Origin of the sequence: Sulfurirhabdus autotrophica, assembly GCF_004346685.1 — a bacterium.
GTDB classification, from domain to species: Bacteria; Pseudomonadota; Gammaproteobacteria; order Burkholderiales; family SMCO01; genus Sulfurirhabdus; species Sulfurirhabdus autotrophica.
The window spans coordinates 164,928-182,201 of record NZ_SMCO01000002.1 but is presented as its reverse complement, the minus strand read 5'-3'; the positions used below and the strand labels follow the sequence as shown (position 1 = coordinate 182,201).

General features: G+C 46.9%; 10 protein-coding genes. 4 read left to right on the top strand and 6 right to left on the bottom strand.

The features are described from left to right. Positions 1 to 259: 259 nt before the first annotated feature. The 6 genes from EDC63_RS05040 to EDC63_RS05015 form a co-directional block, all read right to left on the bottom strand. Positions 260 to 835, bottom strand: coding sequence for a hypothetical protein (locus EDC63_RS05040; protein WP_124947053.1), 576 nt, complete (start codon positions 833 to 835; stop codon positions 260 to 262). A 101-nt stretch (positions 836 to 936) separates the two neighbouring features. Beyond that, a complete protein-coding gene (locus tag EDC63_RS05035; protein WP_124947054.1) occupies positions 937 to 1,533 on the bottom strand; it encodes a hypothetical protein in 597 nt (198 codons plus the stop codon). Between the two features lie 113 nt (positions 1,534 to 1,646). Further along, positions 1,647 to 2,225 (bottom strand): hypothetical protein, encoded by a 579-nt coding sequence (locus EDC63_RS05030; RefSeq protein WP_124947055.1) that lies wholly within the window; start codon positions 2,223 to 2,225, stop codon positions 1,647 to 1,649. Positions 2,226 to 2,282: 57 nt separating this feature from the next. Then, positions 2,283 to 3,806, bottom strand: coding sequence for a hypothetical protein (locus EDC63_RS05025; protein WP_124947056.1), 1,524 nt, complete (start codon positions 3,804 to 3,806; stop codon positions 2,283 to 2,285). Between the two features lie 513 nt (positions 3,807 to 4,319). Then, the gene (locus EDC63_RS05020) at positions 4,320 to 5,756 is read right to left on the bottom strand and encodes a sigma-54-dependent transcriptional regulator (protein WP_124947057.1); all 1,437 of its coding nucleotides are present in this window, start codon (positions 5,754 to 5,756) and stop codon (positions 4,320 to 4,322) included. A 692-nt stretch (positions 5,757 to 6,448) separates the two neighbouring features. Beyond that, on the bottom strand, positions 6,449 to 9,400 hold the full coding sequence (locus EDC63_RS05015; RefSeq protein ID WP_124947058.1) for an outer membrane protein assembly factor BamB family protein: 2,952 nt from the start codon (positions 9,398 to 9,400) through the stop codon (positions 6,449 to 6,451). Positions 9,401 to 10,187: 787 nt separating this feature from the next. Between EDC63_RS05015 and EDC63_RS05010 the strand changes: the two genes are divergently transcribed. The 4 genes from EDC63_RS05010 to ccmI all read left to right on the top strand — a co-directional run bounded on the left by EDC63_RS05010 (position 10,188) and on the right by ccmI (position 17,128). Next, a complete protein-coding gene (locus EDC63_RS05010; protein ID WP_124947059.1) occupies positions 10,188 to 12,053 on the top strand; it encodes a bifunctional metallophosphatase/5'-nucleotidase in 1,866 nt (621 codons plus the stop codon). A gap of 409 nt (positions 12,054 to 12,462) precedes the next feature. Continuing rightward, positions 12,463 to 14,397 carry a hypothetical protein gene (locus EDC63_RS05005; protein ID WP_124947060.1) on the top strand — a complete coding sequence of 645 codons (1,935 nt, stop codon included), beginning with the start codon at positions 12,463 to 12,465 and terminating at the stop codon, positions 14,395 to 14,397. 82 nt (positions 14,398 to 14,479) lie between these two features. Then, positions 14,480 to 15,586, top strand: coding sequence for a c-type cytochrome (locus EDC63_RS05000; protein WP_124947061.1), 1,107 nt, complete (start codon positions 14,480 to 14,482; stop codon positions 15,584 to 15,586). Positions 15,587 to 15,826: 240 nt separating this feature from the next. Continuing rightward, the gene (gene ccmI, locus EDC63_RS04995) at positions 15,827 to 17,128 is read left to right on the top strand and encodes a c-type cytochrome biogenesis protein CcmI (protein ID WP_124947062.1); all 1,302 of its coding nucleotides are present in this window, start codon (positions 15,827 to 15,829) and stop codon (positions 17,126 to 17,128) included. Positions 17,129 to 17,274 lie beyond the last annotated feature (146 nt).

Here is a 17,274-nt window from a genome sequence, read left to right as displayed (position 1 = left end):
AACTTAAACACTAGATGAAACTTTTGTAACATGACGCCACGCTCAAGCATAAAAAATTGCGCGCAAGGCTCGGCTTGTAACGCATTTTTTGGCAGCGCTCTTTCAACTAGTGGTAAACAATTACGGAATGGTCTATCTACTGATAGAGCAAAACGTAACCCATAAAAAACCGCCCAACCCTGAGAGATTGTGCGGTTGCATTTAGGTTGATAGATTAACCTGTTTTGCGTGGGCACGATAAGTGTGTGCCCTTTACCCGTTACGGGGTAGGGGGGGCTGCTTGCAATTCGGCGCACGTTGGCACAGCGACTACCGAGGTGCCAGTTCTTGCGAGCTGCGCGAACAGTTCGCTCGACGTAGCGCCTACGATGCCGTTGGTCATATCCACCAGGGAGGCATTGCACCACCTCACAGCGACAATGCGTGACTCAGCTGGCTCGGTGCAGATGGCTCCTCCTCCATGTGATTCGGGTGCTGCCACTGTGATTGTGGTGTTGATCGTCCCATTATTCTTGGCGAGGAGTGCTACTGATTCTTCTGCTGTCACATTATGGAAAACAGCCGTCGAGGTGGGGCCCACAAACTTGTTTTTAACGTAGCAGCCTGACACTACACCGAGGGCCTGAGCTCCGCAGTCGTAGGTGATCTGCGAGTAGGTGCCGAGTCCCGTCTCCCTAAAGCCACATGCGAGGTTGCCGGCAATGTCGAGAGTGATGTCAGCCCTGGTAAAGGTTGCGGCGGCTTGCGTGGTGCCGGTCCCGAATGCCGTAAAGGCGGCCATTACTGCGAGCGCGATGCTGACCCGCTTGACTTGATTTTTGATTGTCTGTTTCATGTCTTTCTCCTTAAGGTCGGCAACAATGTCCGGCCTGATGTGATGGATTAACGATTACCCATTCGCTGGGGCACGAAGAGCGCGTGCACAACTGGCTCGGTTTAATAGTTAGTTGGCATTCCCGGTAATGCGCCGCAGCCAGGCACGGTGCCTGTGCCATTTCTTGTGATCTGCAGAAACAATTCAGGCATCGTAGCGCCCTGAAGAGGGGTAGTCGTATCCGTCAGCGTGGCATTGCACCACCTTATGGCGGTAATCTCTTCGGTCATCGTCACCCCTTCCACTTCCGGGCAGAGTGGTGGAACACCCTCGTTTTCTGCTGCGGTGGGGTAGGCGGTCAGGATGGAAGAGCTGATCGTCCCCCGGTTGCTAGCAAGGAGGGTTCGGTCGGTAGTCAGTCCGTCAGCGGCGTGGGCGACATGTAGCCTGGGTGCAATGTTGGCTACGGGCTTACTTCTGACGAAGCATTGAGTCAACCAACCGACGTCCGTCGCTCCGCTGGTGTAGTTAATCGATGCACCGGCGCCTAGTCCTGTCTCCTTGAAGGCAGCATCGAGGAAACCTACGCTGTTGACGGTGATACCGGCGATGGCAAAATTTGCGGCTTGCGCGGCTCCGGTCTCGAGCATCGATAAAGCGGCCATTGCCGCAAGCGCGATGCCGGACAGCTTGGCATGTTTTTTGAATGTATATTTCATGTTTATACTCCTTGAAATTGCCCAACCCCGAGGCGTTGAGCGATGTATCAGGTTGATGGATTAACTATCTGGTTTCGCCTGGGCACGACACGCGCGTGCCCATCCCGCCTGGCTTATTCGCCCGGTGGTAAACCTGGCATTGTCGCCAATACGGCGCACGAAGGCACGCTGCCGCTGCCATTGGTTACAAGATTAGTGAACAATTCACTCACATTAGCGGCAGTGATAGTGTTGGTAAGATCCACAAGCGAGTTGTCGCACCACCTTATGGAGGTAACGGCTACCTCCGCGGGTACTGTGCAGACGAGTGCGTTATTTGGTGATTCGGGTATTTGCGTAATGATCCCGGCTCTGACCTGCCCGCTTCTGCTGACGTCGATATTTACTAGTTCTGCAGCACTTATGTTATGGAAAACAAGCAGCTTGCTGTTTCCCACGGGCTTGTTTTTCAGGAAGCATTGTGTGTTCACACCTACGGATGTCGATGCGCAGTCGTATCTGACCTGCCCACCGGGGGTGAGTCCCGTCTCCCTGAACGTGCATTCGAGGTTGCCGAAGCGGTCGAGGACTATATTCGCACTGGTAAAGGTCGGCGCGGCCTGCGCGGTTCCGATCCCGATCACCGAAAAGACGGCCACCGCCGTGAGCGCGATGCTGGAATGTTTGGTTTGGTTTTTGAGCGTCTGTTTCATGTCTGTCTCCTTTTGGCCGGACACAAGGCCCGGTCGGTTAGTAGCGCTGTGGACTAATTAGGGTTGCAGGATCGTTACTGACTCGTAGGTGCAGTGCTCACCTTCGTCGCTGACATAGGCTGTGCCGGTCGTCAGTTGGATGTCGACACCATGCACATGGGGTTCGAGATCCGTTGGCGTGCAGTTCGGGATCAGTCGCGTGATCGAGTGCACGTTCTGCAGTGTCATCGTGTTGGTGTTGACGACCGCTAGATTGCCGGTATGCTCTCCACTCACGAGCAACGCGGCGCGCGCTGGATCGACGTCTAGAAAGTGCGCGTGGATGAAGAGGTTTTGGAAAGCATTACTGCCGTGAAGCGTGGCGATCGCGTCATGGTGATTCCGGACCGCAGGCACCGACTGGCCGTTGGACAGATCAATGATGGTGACCTTCTTGAAGTCGGGTGATGACGGATCGGTGTTGACCTCCGCTACCCAACGGCCAGTGATTTCATCCGCCTCGGGGGCTCCTGCCACCTCCGCATCCTCTGCGGTTACCTCTTCGGCCGTGGCGATGGTGTGAATTGCGTTATACGCCCGATGATTCACCCCATCGGTGGCCAGGTCGTGCAGGTGGACGATATAGCCGGCCGGGATCGTGAACTGCTCGGACTGAGGCAAGCTCGCGACGAACGCATTAAACGGCCCGCGGATATCGACCGAATAGGCGACGGTGTCGTTGGTGCTGTTGAAGGTGTACATCTTCTGGCCGAAGTGCGTGGTGCCATTCACCGTGTTCAACGCCGCATCGACGCCGACGCCTTGCACGCAGTCGGTGCCGGGCAGATCAATGAACTTGTAGGGACGTGCCAGGCTGCGGTCGATCACGGACACGAAGCACCCGACGTTGGTCGGAGAGGGTTCGTGATTGCCCGCGTAGATCTTATGGTTGATCGGATTTACCACGTCTTCCTCGGCAGCATGGCCGAGCACGTAGCTTTTGAGGATCTTCGGATTGGTCAGATCGCTGATGTCATAGGCCACGAGCAGGCCCGATTCGGCATCGGTCGTGGTCGCTTTCTTAAAGGCGGTACGGGTCGCATTCCATTGCAAACCGGAATGCTCGATCACCTGATAGGCGACCTTCTGGGCATCGTCGATGGAAATGCCGTGTGGATGGCGCGGGTGGCCTTCGGCTCCTAGAGGCGCGCAGCCGCCAAATGTCTTCATCAGCGTGCCGTCGGGCAAGACCACCGGAATACAGGCTTTCTCGATGTTGAGCGTCGACAGCACCTTGTTGGTCCCGTATTCGAAGATCGAGATGCCAGCCATTTTGTCGAACTGTTGTGTCTGTCCGGGGGCTACTGCCTCATTACCGCGCTCGTTGCTTGAGATCCAGTACGTGGGCGTCGCCGCAGCACCAGTCTCGTGCGGTTTGTAAACCGGCGCCGGCGTGAGGTCTGCTTCGCCAGAATACTCGTCGGGTGGGACGAGTACGTTGCTGATCGTATATGTTGGCGCTGCTAGTGCCATACCCATGGAGCTAGCTAGCGTTGCAGTCAGTCCCAGCTTAAGGAACGTGTTTCTATATTGCTTTTTCATTTTGGGGTGCTCCAATTGAAGTTTAGTGTAGTGAAACGATTTAACTGAATAGGTGAATATGCTTTTCCATGGTTGCTGGGAGCATGAGTCAGCTATGCATACTTATTAGCTACAGCAATATTGATGCCTGCCATGAGTAGAAATGGCGTAGGATTTCGTAACCGAATGTAACAAAAGGAATTAAGTTTTATTAATTATAAAATCCTCTCAGAACAAATGGTTGCGCATGCACAAAATCCAATGATTTGTGTATCAATTCTGAGAGTTTTTTCTCGGATATTCGCAGTTGTGAGAATTTCGGTCTTATGAATTTTTCACTTAAGCCTGTTTGAGTTGCTTCTTGAGGAGATACAAAGTTACTGTCGAAATGCTGAGCGTTATGCGGCTAAAATCCATTTTCCGCTCATATTTTATAGAATAATATTGATATAATCAGATACGGTGGCTCAATGGCGACACTATATTGACTGGGGCACTTGCCCTCCCGATTCGTTGCTCAATCCTATACCATCCTTATCCTGGGGGTGAAAAGCCAGTTTGTTGGAAGCCTGCACCACCTGATAAATCTGTACTGGTTGATACTTTAGAGCAACTTGTGCAACATTCAGGATCAATTTGTCTATGCTTCTTTATGCAGCGATACAATGTTGCCAGTGAAATGCCAAGTTTTTTTGCAGCCAACTCCCGTCTACCGTTAACGCTTTCCAGAACAGACTGGATGTAGCCAGCTTCAAATTTTTCTGCTGCGGATTGTAAATTTGCTGGAGGAGTCTTGTTGCCTTTAACATTGGTAAGCAAATCATCGAGATTGAGGGTGCCGGACTCGCACATGATGACTGCACGCTCGATGGCATTGGAAAGCTCCCTTATGTTTCCTTTGCTCCAGTCATGATCCACCAAGTTCTGCATAGCAACATGGTCGATATCAAACACTGGTTTCCCGAGTTCACGGCAATGGCGGCTAATGAAGTGCCTCGCCAGCAACGGGATATCTTCTCGCCTTTCGCGGAGGGGAGGTATGTGGATATTGACTACGTTTAGCCGGAACAGTAAATCTTGTCGAAAGGTATTTGCCTCGACCATCCGTTCAAGGTTACGGTGGGTTGCCGTAATTACTCGGGCATTGACTTTCAGCGGGACGTCACTGCCGAGGGGCAGGATTTCCTTTTCTTCCAGAGCGCGCAACAATTTTGGCTGAATGGCAAGTGCCATTTCGCCGATTTCGTCCAGGAATAGCGTTCCTCCCGAGGCGGCACGAAATATGCCTTCTCGTGCACGGTCTGCTCCGCTGAAGGCCCCACGCACATGCCCGAAAAAATGGCTTTCCACTAGGTTCTCAGGGATGGCAGCAACGTTTAAAGGTATAAATACCGAGTCATGATTAGGCGATAAATCGTGAATGGCGCGTGCCACCAATTCTTTTCCAGTTCCGGTTTCGCCGGTAATCAACACGTTGCTATGGCACTGCGCGATTTTCTCCACTTTCTTCATTAAATCGATCATCGCTCGACTCTTGCCGATGATATTGGATGAGTCGTGGCGCTTTCGGATTTCTGAACGGAGGGCGATGTTTTGGCCAGAAATCATGCTCAAGTGACAGATGTTTTCAATCTTTTGTTTCAGCTCTTCCAGCTGGAAGGGTTTTATCAGGTAGTCGCAGGCACCAGTGCGAAAAGCTTTGATAGCTGAATCCATGGATCCTTTGTCGGTCGTGACTATCACCGCAGTCGAGGGCGATACTTTGCGAACGTGCCGTAGAAGATCCAGCCCATCTTCATTTCCAGCACACATGCAGTCGATGAGTACGTCGAATGTCTGGTGCTCCAGTAAGGATACGATGTTCTCATTTCCAGTTCGACATTCAGTATCGAAGCCCTGAGCAGCCAGATAATGGTTGATATTAATCCGCAACGTTTCCTCACATTCGACAATAAGAATTTTTTTCGCCATATACTAATCCCCGGATGTAATTTTTTCGAGTTAGATAGCTAAATAAAACTGTATCTAATTGTTTTTATACATTTTATTAATGCTTTTGCAATAATTTTTATATAAAACATCTCGCTTTCACTGCTTGAAGTTTCGTCGATAAAACATAGAGATAACAAATTTTATTTTTAAGTAACTTTCTGAAACTATTATAGTTTTAGTGTGTTAGCTTCTGGCTTCACTACGTGATAATCATATCGCTAGTCTTATGGATAACCACATACATCATCATGCAAATAACTATAGTAGAATTTTTTAACATAACGGGGGACGTTAGTTTTTTTTGATAAAAACCTTGTTTGACCGGGTTTGAGATGGTTGGGAAAACTTCTAGCAATGAAAAATATTAAATTTTTTTTAGATTTAGGAAATTTAAGCGAAGGCTCAAGTACTGAAATATTCGAATTTCAATCACGCAGTGGTTGTTGCGTTGCTAATTAAAATGTGGGAAATGCTTATTATGATCAGCAGGGTGGGAGAGCAATAAAGTTAATTTTTAAGGATTAACTTTATTAGGAAATGCTCAGAATTACTGCAGTTAGAATTCTCTGGCAGAGATTGCCGCCCTGATAGCTACAATGATTGGCCACTACCTTTATATTTTTTAGCCTAATCGAAGCATTGGCATGAGTGACTATATAGTGATGATTCACTTAACCCGCTACATCCGCCAGTGGAATACCCAATACCCAGCCATAGGCATTTCCAAGGTATACGCTATTGCCTATGACTAATACATGGTTATAAGTGTGTGCGCCGCCTATGACGTAAGTTTTGAGTAAGGCACCGGAGTCAGGGTTAAGCGTATATAAGTTCCCCCCCATTGGCATGATCAGTTTAGTACTACCTACAAGTGTTCCGGGTGCCCAGGAATACTTGCCTCCTGTTGCGGTAACAGCTGTCTTCCATAAAGTTGACCCGGTAGTGGCATCTAGTGCAGTGATTTGATTTGCGGTCGGGTTGGTCAGATAAACGCGGTTATTTGCAACCATCGGAGTAGGTGCCACAAATCCGGCTGGAATTGGGCCGGCATCAAGAAGTTGTGTCCATACTATCGTTCCTGTTGAGGCATTCAATCCAAATGTTAATACTTGGGCTGTATTCGTCGTAGAATCTACATTTGCCATGGCGGTGCTGATCACAAGGCCATTGGCTTGATCTATGGCAGGCGAAGCGGACGATAATCCAGTGAAATGTGTTGCTAAACCCGTTAGTGGTTGTGTCCAGGCAATGGTGGCCGTGCCAAGATCTACTGCTACCATTTGATTAGGCATGCTCATCCCTACAACCATCAGCTTTTTACCGCTCGGATCCTGATATACGTTAGCAGAAGAAACAGCATTGAACCCACCGCCTAGTGTTAGCAGCGGATTGCCATTCGAATCCATGAATGGCGCAACAGGGGTGCCGGTGTCCGCATTGATAGCCCATACCTTGCTTTGGCCATCTACCCAGTACAGTACGCCATTAGAGTAGAGCGGAGTTGATGACATGGCGCCCTGCCCGGCATAAAAAGTCCACTTCTCGTTTCCATTAAGCGGATCAAGTGCGTGTATATACATGAATCCCGTTCCTAAGCGGGTTTGGGCTGATTGTTTGGAAAAGCTGATGTTGTTCGATAAACTCGTTGCTATATTGCCACCCATGACTAGCACGGCATTGGGTGTGACGACAGGCTGACCAAAATTGTGATTGTTGGTTCGGAATCGCCAGATCAGCTTGCCTGTTGTGGCGTTATAGGCGTTAACAGTCCGATTGTTGCCTGTGGCATAGGCTATGCCGTTGGCTGCAGCTACACCAGTACCTGCGCCAAAAGATAAGTGGGTCATCTGTGTAGCAATCTCAGTCCCGAAAATGGCATCATCAAGCGGTGTTGAGCTTAGTGAAATTGCTGAAAGCATGGATGATGCCCATTTTTTGCTGATGGCAGGTCCTGTAGACAGATAACTATTGTGATTTTGTCCGCCAGCATAGGATAACCACTGTGCAGGAAAGCCGGTTTTCTGGGAACTGCTCGGCTTTGCGGTAGAGTCATAATATTCGGCTGTTTTTAAAGGTAGTGCCGGGACAGTGACAGGTCCCGGGCCTGCTTGCGTGGTGATGTAGCTAACAGGAAAGGTGTATACGTACCCTGATGTAGAGGAAATATACATGACGTTGCCAACCACTACCGGCTGATTTAATCCGAAGGCAATGTAGGATTGTGGTGAATAGTAGTCGTTAAGCAATGCACCGGACATGGCATCAAAAGTATAAATATGTTGTGCGACTGGTATTATCAATTTTCCATTCACCAGTACTGGTGCTGCGCGTGGTGCGTTGCGTATCGCAGGATCATTGGATGGAATAGCGGTTGACCAGCGAAAACTTCCGGTACGCAAATCGTAAGCCTGTACAGTTGCATTTAAAGGGTTACCCAGATAAACAACTCCGTTGTTTATCATTGGATTGGCGGATTTGAACCCATCCAGAGTAGGCCCCTGGCCGCTGTACACATTCCATATTGCCTGGCCCGTATTTGCATCAAGTGCAATGATTTGTTCATCGTAAATTGGGGATGAAGTTGTACCTACGTTGGTGAATACACTGGTTACAAGCAAGGCAGAACTTTGATCGACTGCTACAGATACATCGCCAGGAGCATTTGATGCTGCTCCAGGGGGTGCGTAAGTCCAGGCAAGAACAGGAGCTGCAGGAGAAGTGACATCTACAGCGACAATATTACGTGGACTAAGGGTTCCATAGTAAATGAGGACATGACCTTGAGCAGTCAAAAACCAGTTTGGACTGGATAGCCCTACCTGGCCCTCACCCGGGTTAGTAAAAGTCGATATCAGCGAACCATTGGTTGCATCCAATACGTATAAATGTCCATCTCCACTCACTACATAAAGGTAGCCATTGCGATACAGTGGCGTAGGGCGTGAAGAACCTTGCGTATCAAAGCGCCATATCTGCGTACCGGTTAATGCATCCAGACAATACACTGCAGAGAACTCCGCTCCGCGATCATGTTGTAATCCACCAATGGCGCGAACGCTGTTTTGAGCGTTGAAATCAGCATCTCCGGTCGTAACAATTACGCGTAGCTTGCCTCCAATTGTTTGTACCAGTGGCTGCCCCATGCCGGCAACGGAAACAAGTTCTTTCCTCCAAATGGCTAATCCGCTTTGGGCATCAGTAGCATAAATTTCACGTCTGCTTGTCGTGGTGAAAACAATGCCTTGTGCGACAGACGAACCAGCGACATTGCCTACCCATTGAGATGCAGACGAGCCCCATGCCATACGGCCATCCTGAGGAAAATAATTCTGAGCTAAATCAATTCGTCGGAATTCATCTCCCGTAAGGGGGGAAATCGTGGAGATACCTGTGGTCAGGAACGAAGGGGCGTTACCTGGAACAGTGTATACCGGATTATGCTGCTGACCATTTCCATATTGACTCCATGATTGAGGGAAGGCTGCGCGTGCAGTAGTGTTGTTGTATGTGTTAGGACTGCCGTATTGAATGAATTCCTGTGCATTGGCGGATAAATGGATGGCAGATATATTTGTGAATAGGAAAAAACATAAAGCGATACGTGGAAAATTCAATTGATTCATGCTGATTCCTTAATATTTGCCATGTTGCATACAGAAAGCATTCAACAAAGATAAAAGTTATTGATTCTAGGAGAAAAATACAAGCAAATAATGTGCCATTTTTATGTGTTCTGATGAGGTTTTCTTATAACTGCATAATTAATTTCGTATAAATAGCATATTGCATAATAAATCGATGGTAATTATTTGTTTAATGACAAATGGTATTTATGCTGAATTTCAACATAAATGCTTCGATATGATATGTAAAATGAATGCAGTATATTGAATTTAAAGTATTTATTAAAAGCGGGCGCAAAATATCAATAACGGGTATTTAAGCCCGTTATTTTGAGGGCAACAGATTTAATAGATGTGGCGATGAATTCGGTGCCTATTGAGTATTTTTTATTAATTAATACAGAATAAAGGATTGGTTAATCAGGCATCAAGAGGAAGTTATGCCTTGAATAAAAAAAGGATTTTTATCGGGGTCGAAGTTACGTATGGATTACTTGCAATGTCGGGCATAAAAAGGAAATTCGGGTAGATTGTTCATCCAATCCATGCCCGAAATCAAGCTGTAATGGATTTTTCAATTTGATAGGAAAATACTATTTCAATGATTTTATTGGGATTTAAATATTACATAAATGTCATGCGCGAATGGCATATTACTTGCTAGTACAAATGAGTCATCAATTTAGTATGGGTGGACTAGAAAGTTCATGTGTTTTAACTGTGAATTTTTTGGCATCGTTTAATTGATCAATCAACTGGCATTTTATAAATTTAATCGGGGTATTACATGAAGATCGCTTCATTTGCAGGGAAATTAACGATGCTGACGGGTATGCTGATATCAGCTTCCGTATATGCTGGCAGCGGCACGGTTACTTTAATTCACTCTGGTGACATCCATGGTCACCTGATTCCAAGGCCTAATGTGCGCAGTGATACAACAGGCCGTATGGAAGGAGGTTTGGCCAGGATGGCGACAGTCATTAATGATATTCGCGCTGCTAATCCGAACCAGACTGTTTATTTCAATACGGGAGACACACTTCAAGGTTCGGCTGAAGCAATGTTTACACGTGGTCAGGCAATGATTGATGTGGTCAGTATGTTGAAGCCAGATTTTGATGCACCAGGGAACTGGGATTATCTGTATGGTACTGAACGTTTCCTTGAAACTTTTGTAGGGACATCAACTGTTCCCCCTCTGGCTCAGTGGAACGCACTTGCAGCCAACCTTTACTACACTTGTACAACTGTTACAACACTTTGCCCTGACGTGGCAGGTGCAGATCGCCCGGCAATTGGAGCAGCAGCACTGTTAGACCCCACTACACCTTATCCAACCAAATCGGGTCAGCGTGTTTTGCCACCCTACAAAGTAACAACCGTTAATGGCGTGAAAATTGGTGTTCTAGGGATGACTACACAACGCGGTATTCGTGCTATTGGCCCGATTGTGACAAAAGGATTTATATTCACAGACGGCAGTGCAGAGCTTCCTTACTACATTAACCAATTGCGTAATGTAGAAAAAGTCGACTTGATTGTGATGATCTCTGAGTTGGAATTGGCCAAAACCATTACCTTGACAGAAACCATTCCAGGCGTGGATTTTGTATTAAATGCCGACATGCATGAGCGAACCATTAAGCCGATTGTTGTGAAAACGGGCACTGTACTGGTGGAAGAAGGTCAGGACGGTACCATGTTGGGTGAAATTCAAGTGAAGGTCAGTAAGGGGCACCTAACACCAGGTGATGGAAAAGTGTCATGGACTTGGACTCCGCATATTATTACTGATGCTATTACGCCAAATCTGTTGGTTGCTGCAAAGATTGCTAAAGTGACGGCTCCTTTTTACGGAAAAACATTTGTTCCAGGGCAAACGGTAACGATTGGGGGTAATACGGCTACCATGCTCCGTTCCTGTGATTCTGTTGTAGGTTATACAGCTGTCAATTTACACCGTTCCAACTTCACTGATAACAATACAGTTGAAGGACCTGGTGTGATTGAAGGTACGTCCCATGATTTGATTGCTGATGCTATGCGATGGGCTGCTGGATCAGATTTTGCGACCATTCGCGGCTTCCGTTATGGCACGCATGTTAAACCAGGACCGATCACCATGCAGGACCTTTACCATTTTATGCCTGTAGGGGCACGGATAGCTAAGGTGTACCCAGCTTATGGGAAGAACCTGAAAGATCAGGTTGAGAACTCTGCTCGTGGTTCGTTTGATACCAATCCACAGCTGTGGACCGGTGGCTGGATGTTTGGTTATAGCGGGGTGTCTTATGATCTGGATGTTTATCAGCCATATGGAAGTCGTGGTTCAAATATCAAGATAAATGGCGTGGCAATAGATCCGGCTGATACTTCGGTTAAGCCATATTCAGTAGCTGGTTACTGGTTTGCTCAGGATCCTAACACGATCAATAACTGTGGTGCGTGTGGAGGAACTGGCGCATCAGTTACTCCACTCGTAGATGAGTTGGGTAATCCGCTGGATGTGACCGAAATTGTAGTGCGTTACCTGAAAACGCTGCCTAATATGACAGCAAATCCACAGGGACATCGTATTAACTTGTTGAAGCCATTGCCAGTGCCTGCATTTGCTAATCCGGAAATTCAGCCTTTAAGAGGCGCTAAGTAATTAAACGCCTGGTATAAGGAAGTGAGCTTGACTGCTCCCATTCATTTGAGTGGGAGCAGGTTTTTTACCGTGCAACTTGCAAGTGCGAGAAAGTACGGCAACTTATCAGTTAATAGATATCGGTAACGCTATTTTTTTAAGTTTTCAAATGTATCAAGTTGGATATTTCATAAATTGGCGACGAGTTCTTCAATTTATGAAATATCCCGGTAAAAAATGTAAATCGAAAAATGTTCAGGCAGTTTTCGATGGTTTGTGGGTCATGTTGAATACTTACTCAGTTTGACTTCGTTTTGTTGTGTGTTTGAAAAATTGTATTTGTCAGCCTGCATGCATTATTCAAAGTAATAAACACTTGAAAATAAGCAACAGGAAAATTTTAGCTGGAAGGATAGAGGAGATTGAAGAAATGAAAATGCTATCGGCAGTTTTATTTTTGCTTTTCATCATGGCGGGTACAACACATGCGGCATCGGTTGTTCCTAATGAAGCGCAAATGCCGGGAACTCAGCCCCATGAAATTGGTGAATTTGATAAGGCTGAACAGTGCAGTTTTTGTCATGGCAATTATAACAAGGCCGTTGAGCCTCAGCATAATTGGCAAGGCAGCATGATGTCTCATGCTGCTCGCGATCCGGTGTTCTGGGCGACCATGGCTGTCGCTGAGCAGGATTTTAATGGTTCTGGCGATGTCTGTCTCCGATGCCATACATCCGGAGGCTGGACAGCCGGGCGTTCAGTACCCACAGATGGATCAGCTATGCTGGAGCGGGATAAAAATGGTATTGAATGTGATACCTGTCACCGAATGACAAATCCGGATAAATCTGAATATCAGGGTGTGCAAAATTCTCCTTTCATTGCGAAAACTGGCACGGAAGGTCATTATGGCTCCGGGCAGTATGTGATGTGGCCTAAGGTGAGCAAATTGGGTCCTTACGCCGATGCCGTTACCAAACATCCTTCATTGCAATCAAAATTCCATCGCTCACCAGACTTTTGTGGAACTTGTCACGATGTATCCAATCCAGTGACAGGTGATCTGGCTCACAACAATGGCGCGCAGGTTCCACTCGCTGCCGGGACTTACAGTGGCATATTGGGTTCCAAGGTTGAAACCAAGGCAGCATTCAATAATCCACCCTATAAATATGGCGTTGTAGAACGCACCTACAGTGAATACAAGGCAAGTGCCTGGCCCACATACAAGGTGACGGACTATGGCAAATTACCGCTGAATTTACGTCAGGGTGTAGTGAAAAAAGTTTACGATCAAGCGCAGTTTGCAGGTAAAGGAGGTAATTACGAAGACGGTACAGTTCGTACCTTTACCTGTCAGACCTGCCACCTTCCACCTACTGTAGGTCAAGCGAGCACAACTGTTCATAATGAACCTAAAACGCGCTATGACTTGCCGTTGCATGATTTAACCGGGGGCAATTACTGGATGCCTCAGGCTATTCAGTGGCTGGATTCGCAAGTGCCCAGCAAATTACGTTTGGGCAGTGGTTTGACACCCGAGCAAATAACTTCGATGAATGAAGGGATTACGCGTGCGAAAGCTACGCTCAACTCTGCTGCTGCCATGAAAGCTGCGAAGTCAACTCTGGTTGTGACAAACCTGACCGGGCACAAGCTGATCTCCGGCTATCCGGAAGGTCGCAGAATGTGGCTGAATTTCAAATGGTATAACTCATCGGGTGTATTGATCCGTGAAGACGGTAAGTATGGCGATATGCAGGTAACCATTGATGGTCAAACAAAGACTATCCGAACATTGCTGGATTTAAAAGGTACCAATACCCGCATCTATGAGGCAAATGGTGCCATGACTCAGGAATGGGCCAAACAGTTGTTGTTGCTTGGTCAGCCTGCAACCAGGCCGCTTAGTTTTGATCGTGTGACTGGGGCAGTGGATTTTACATTGGGAGATCTGGCTAAAATGAAAGCAGGTAGTACCCATGAAACATTCCATTTTATCTTGAATAATACCGTGGTGAAAGATAATCGCATTCCGCCTTACGGCTTCAAGTATGACGAGGCGAAGAAACGTAACGCCTTGCCTGTACCAGCAACTCAGTTCAATAACCCTGGCCCGGGCGGGACATATATATACATGGACACAGTTCCGCTGAGCCCCCCAAATGGCGCTGCTACTGCTGTGATCAGCCTCATGTATCAGCCTACCAGCTGGGAGTATATTCAGTTCCTGCATCTTGCAAATGATCGCACCAGCTCATTCCTGCGTGATGAAGGCAAGAATATGCTGGATGCCTGGTTAAATACAGGTATGGCAGAACCCTATGTAATGACCTCTACCACATGGAATTCATCCTTAAGGTAGATCAAAGGTATTGGCTGGCAAAGTTTATATTTGCCAGCTTTTGAATACTGAATGGACCACATTGACACAGAGGAATTTAGTCATGATGAAAAATTTGTCGATATCAATAATATTACTGCTACTTAACACGGGTACTGCATTTGCTGCAGGTGCAGATGGATTTCAGGGTACATGGGTTAAACCGGCTGAATCTACCATTCCTCCAGTCGGTGATCCCACTGGAGACATGATCCGCAAAGGGAGGCTGGTTCTTACTGATACCTATAACCAGTTAGGCGGTGGCAGTAATTACATGCCGCCGATCTCGGGTAACCGACTGTCTTGCTCCAGCTGCCATTTAGAGGCGGGCACTTCTGCATTGGCCATTCCCTGGTCGGTGGTGGCGCTTAAATATGCAAACCCGGGACCTTATTCATCGCGCAGCCATGATTATCGAACACAGGAAGTCCGTGTTAACGATTGCATGCAACGGTCCATGAATGGCGTGCCATTACCCGAAACCAGTTATGAAATGCAATCGATTAAAGCTTACTGGGCTTGGCTGGCGACTGGCATGAAGGTGGCCAAGTACCAAGACGTTAAAGGAACAGGTACGCTGTCAGTACCAGATATGACACGTGCTGCCGACCCGGTTCGTGGGGCGGCTATTTATAAAAATAAATGTGAAGCTTGCCACCAGGCTGATGGAGAGGGTGTTTGGGATGCAGATGCCAACCGACATGTTTATCCAGCAATATTTGGTCCAAACAGCTTTAATGATGGAGCCGGAATTTACCGGTTGCGGACTGCAGTAGGTTTCATTTATGGCAACATGCCTTTTGGTCATGCCGATGCTTCAATGGCGACTGCTGTGCCACCCGATACCACATCATTGCTCAGTCAGGAAGACTCTTGGGATGTGATGGCCTATGTGATATCCCAGCCAAGGCCATTATGGAAAAATAGATTGGTTGACTGGGGTAATTTAAAAGGACCCGATGGTGTGCCTGACTGGATGAATAAATCGGTTGATGCAGGCTATCCGAATTATTATCCAAGAGCTAACTATGCAACTAACTATTGCGCACCACCAGACCTTAACTCCCCTGCCGTGTACTCACCAGACAAGCATAAGTATGGACCGTGGGCGGATATGATTGCTTTGCAGAAGAGTATTATTACCAGTTACAAGGCGGCACTTTGCCCATAATACTCATCGCAAAATTAAAATTATAGTATTGGATGATATTGTTTAAAAACATGTAATTTGCTCGCTTCCTTATATTCGTATTGTTCGGGAGAACATCCGAAATAAGGGAGGTAGCAGATGTTTTTTAATTTGAAATTAGTGCGTGTTTATTTGGGATTTTCCCGGTACTAATTGCACTTGGCATTAAGAAAGCACACTTGTTGAGAGTTCGTTTTTTTATATTGTATCCGGAATGCAATTATGGTGATTTTTTGGATAATATCCGGGTTGATGATGGTGTCTGTTCTTGCATTTCTAATACCACCCTTGTTATCTAAAAAACCGTTAAGCGGCGTTGAGCAGAAGCAGTTGAACGTGTCGCTTTATCGGGAACAAATGAATGAGCTAGAGCACGATTTAGCCAATAGGACACTCAGTATGGAGCATTATGACGAAGCAAAAAGTGAACTTGAGCAGCGCATGATGGAAGATGTTTCGGTATCGCAAAAATCAATAGTTGCGAAATCGCATTTTAATTATGCTGTAGCCATTACGTTCTTGTTGCTGTTACCCGGGATAGCAATTGCGCTTTATGTGAAGCTTGGATCTCCACAGTCAATAGATAAGCAAAGAACAGTGCAAGCCCCCGTTATGGCTGCTGAACAAACAGAACGCCCGGCAGCAGATCAGATGCAAGCTTCGGTCATTGGTTTTGTTGAACGCCTGAAAGACAGGTTAAACCGAGTGCCGGATGATACCGAGAGCTGGGTAATGCTAAGTCGTTCTTATGTGATGCTCAAGCAATATCCCGAAGCAGTGAAGGCTTTTGAACGTGCCACAAAACTGGTTAATAACGATGCAACATTATTGGCAGATTATGCGGATGCGTTGGCAATGGCTCAAGGCCGCAGTCTGGAAGGAAAACCAGAAGCACTGGTGCAACAAGCTTTGAAAATTCACCCCGAAAATGAAAAAGCGCTGTACCTTGCAGGCACAGCATCGTACAACCGGCGTGATTATAAAAATGCTGTTAAATATTGGGAAAAGCTGTACGCATTGCTACCACCGGGTAAAGAATCCAACAAAGAAATAACGCTAAGTATTCTGGATGCGAAAGCGCGAACAGGTGACAAGGCAGCAGCAATGCAACTGCAATCGGAAATGAAGGGGCTGGTCCCGGATCAACCATCCAACGTATCAACTCAGCAAGCAGGCGTGGTGGGGAAAGTGAGCGGCGTAGTGGAGATTGCGCCAGCGTTGAAGGCTAAGTTAGTTACGGATGCCAAGTTATTTGTGTTTGCCCGCGCTGCCAACGGTTCAAGAATGCCTTTGGCTATTCTTAGTAAAACAGGGGGAGCACTTCCCTTGAAATTTCAATTAACAGATGATATGGCGATGACGTCCAAAATGAAGCTTTCCAGTTTTGAGCAAGTGCAGGTAGTCGCTCGCTTATCAAAATCCGGATCTGCGGCACCGCAAAGCGGGGATCTGGAAGGATATAGCAAGCCTGTTAAAGTCGGTTCGGAATCGTTAAGAATCATGATTGATCATGAGGTGCCTTAATAAACCTTGTGAAAATCATTCAGCAGTACATCAGAAAAGTATGTATTGGTATATGACATCAATATGTTGCGAAGAAAAATTGAATCAGATAAAAAAGGGGTTTTTTGTTTTTAATAAGTTAGCAGTCAATTTAAAAGGTAATTTTT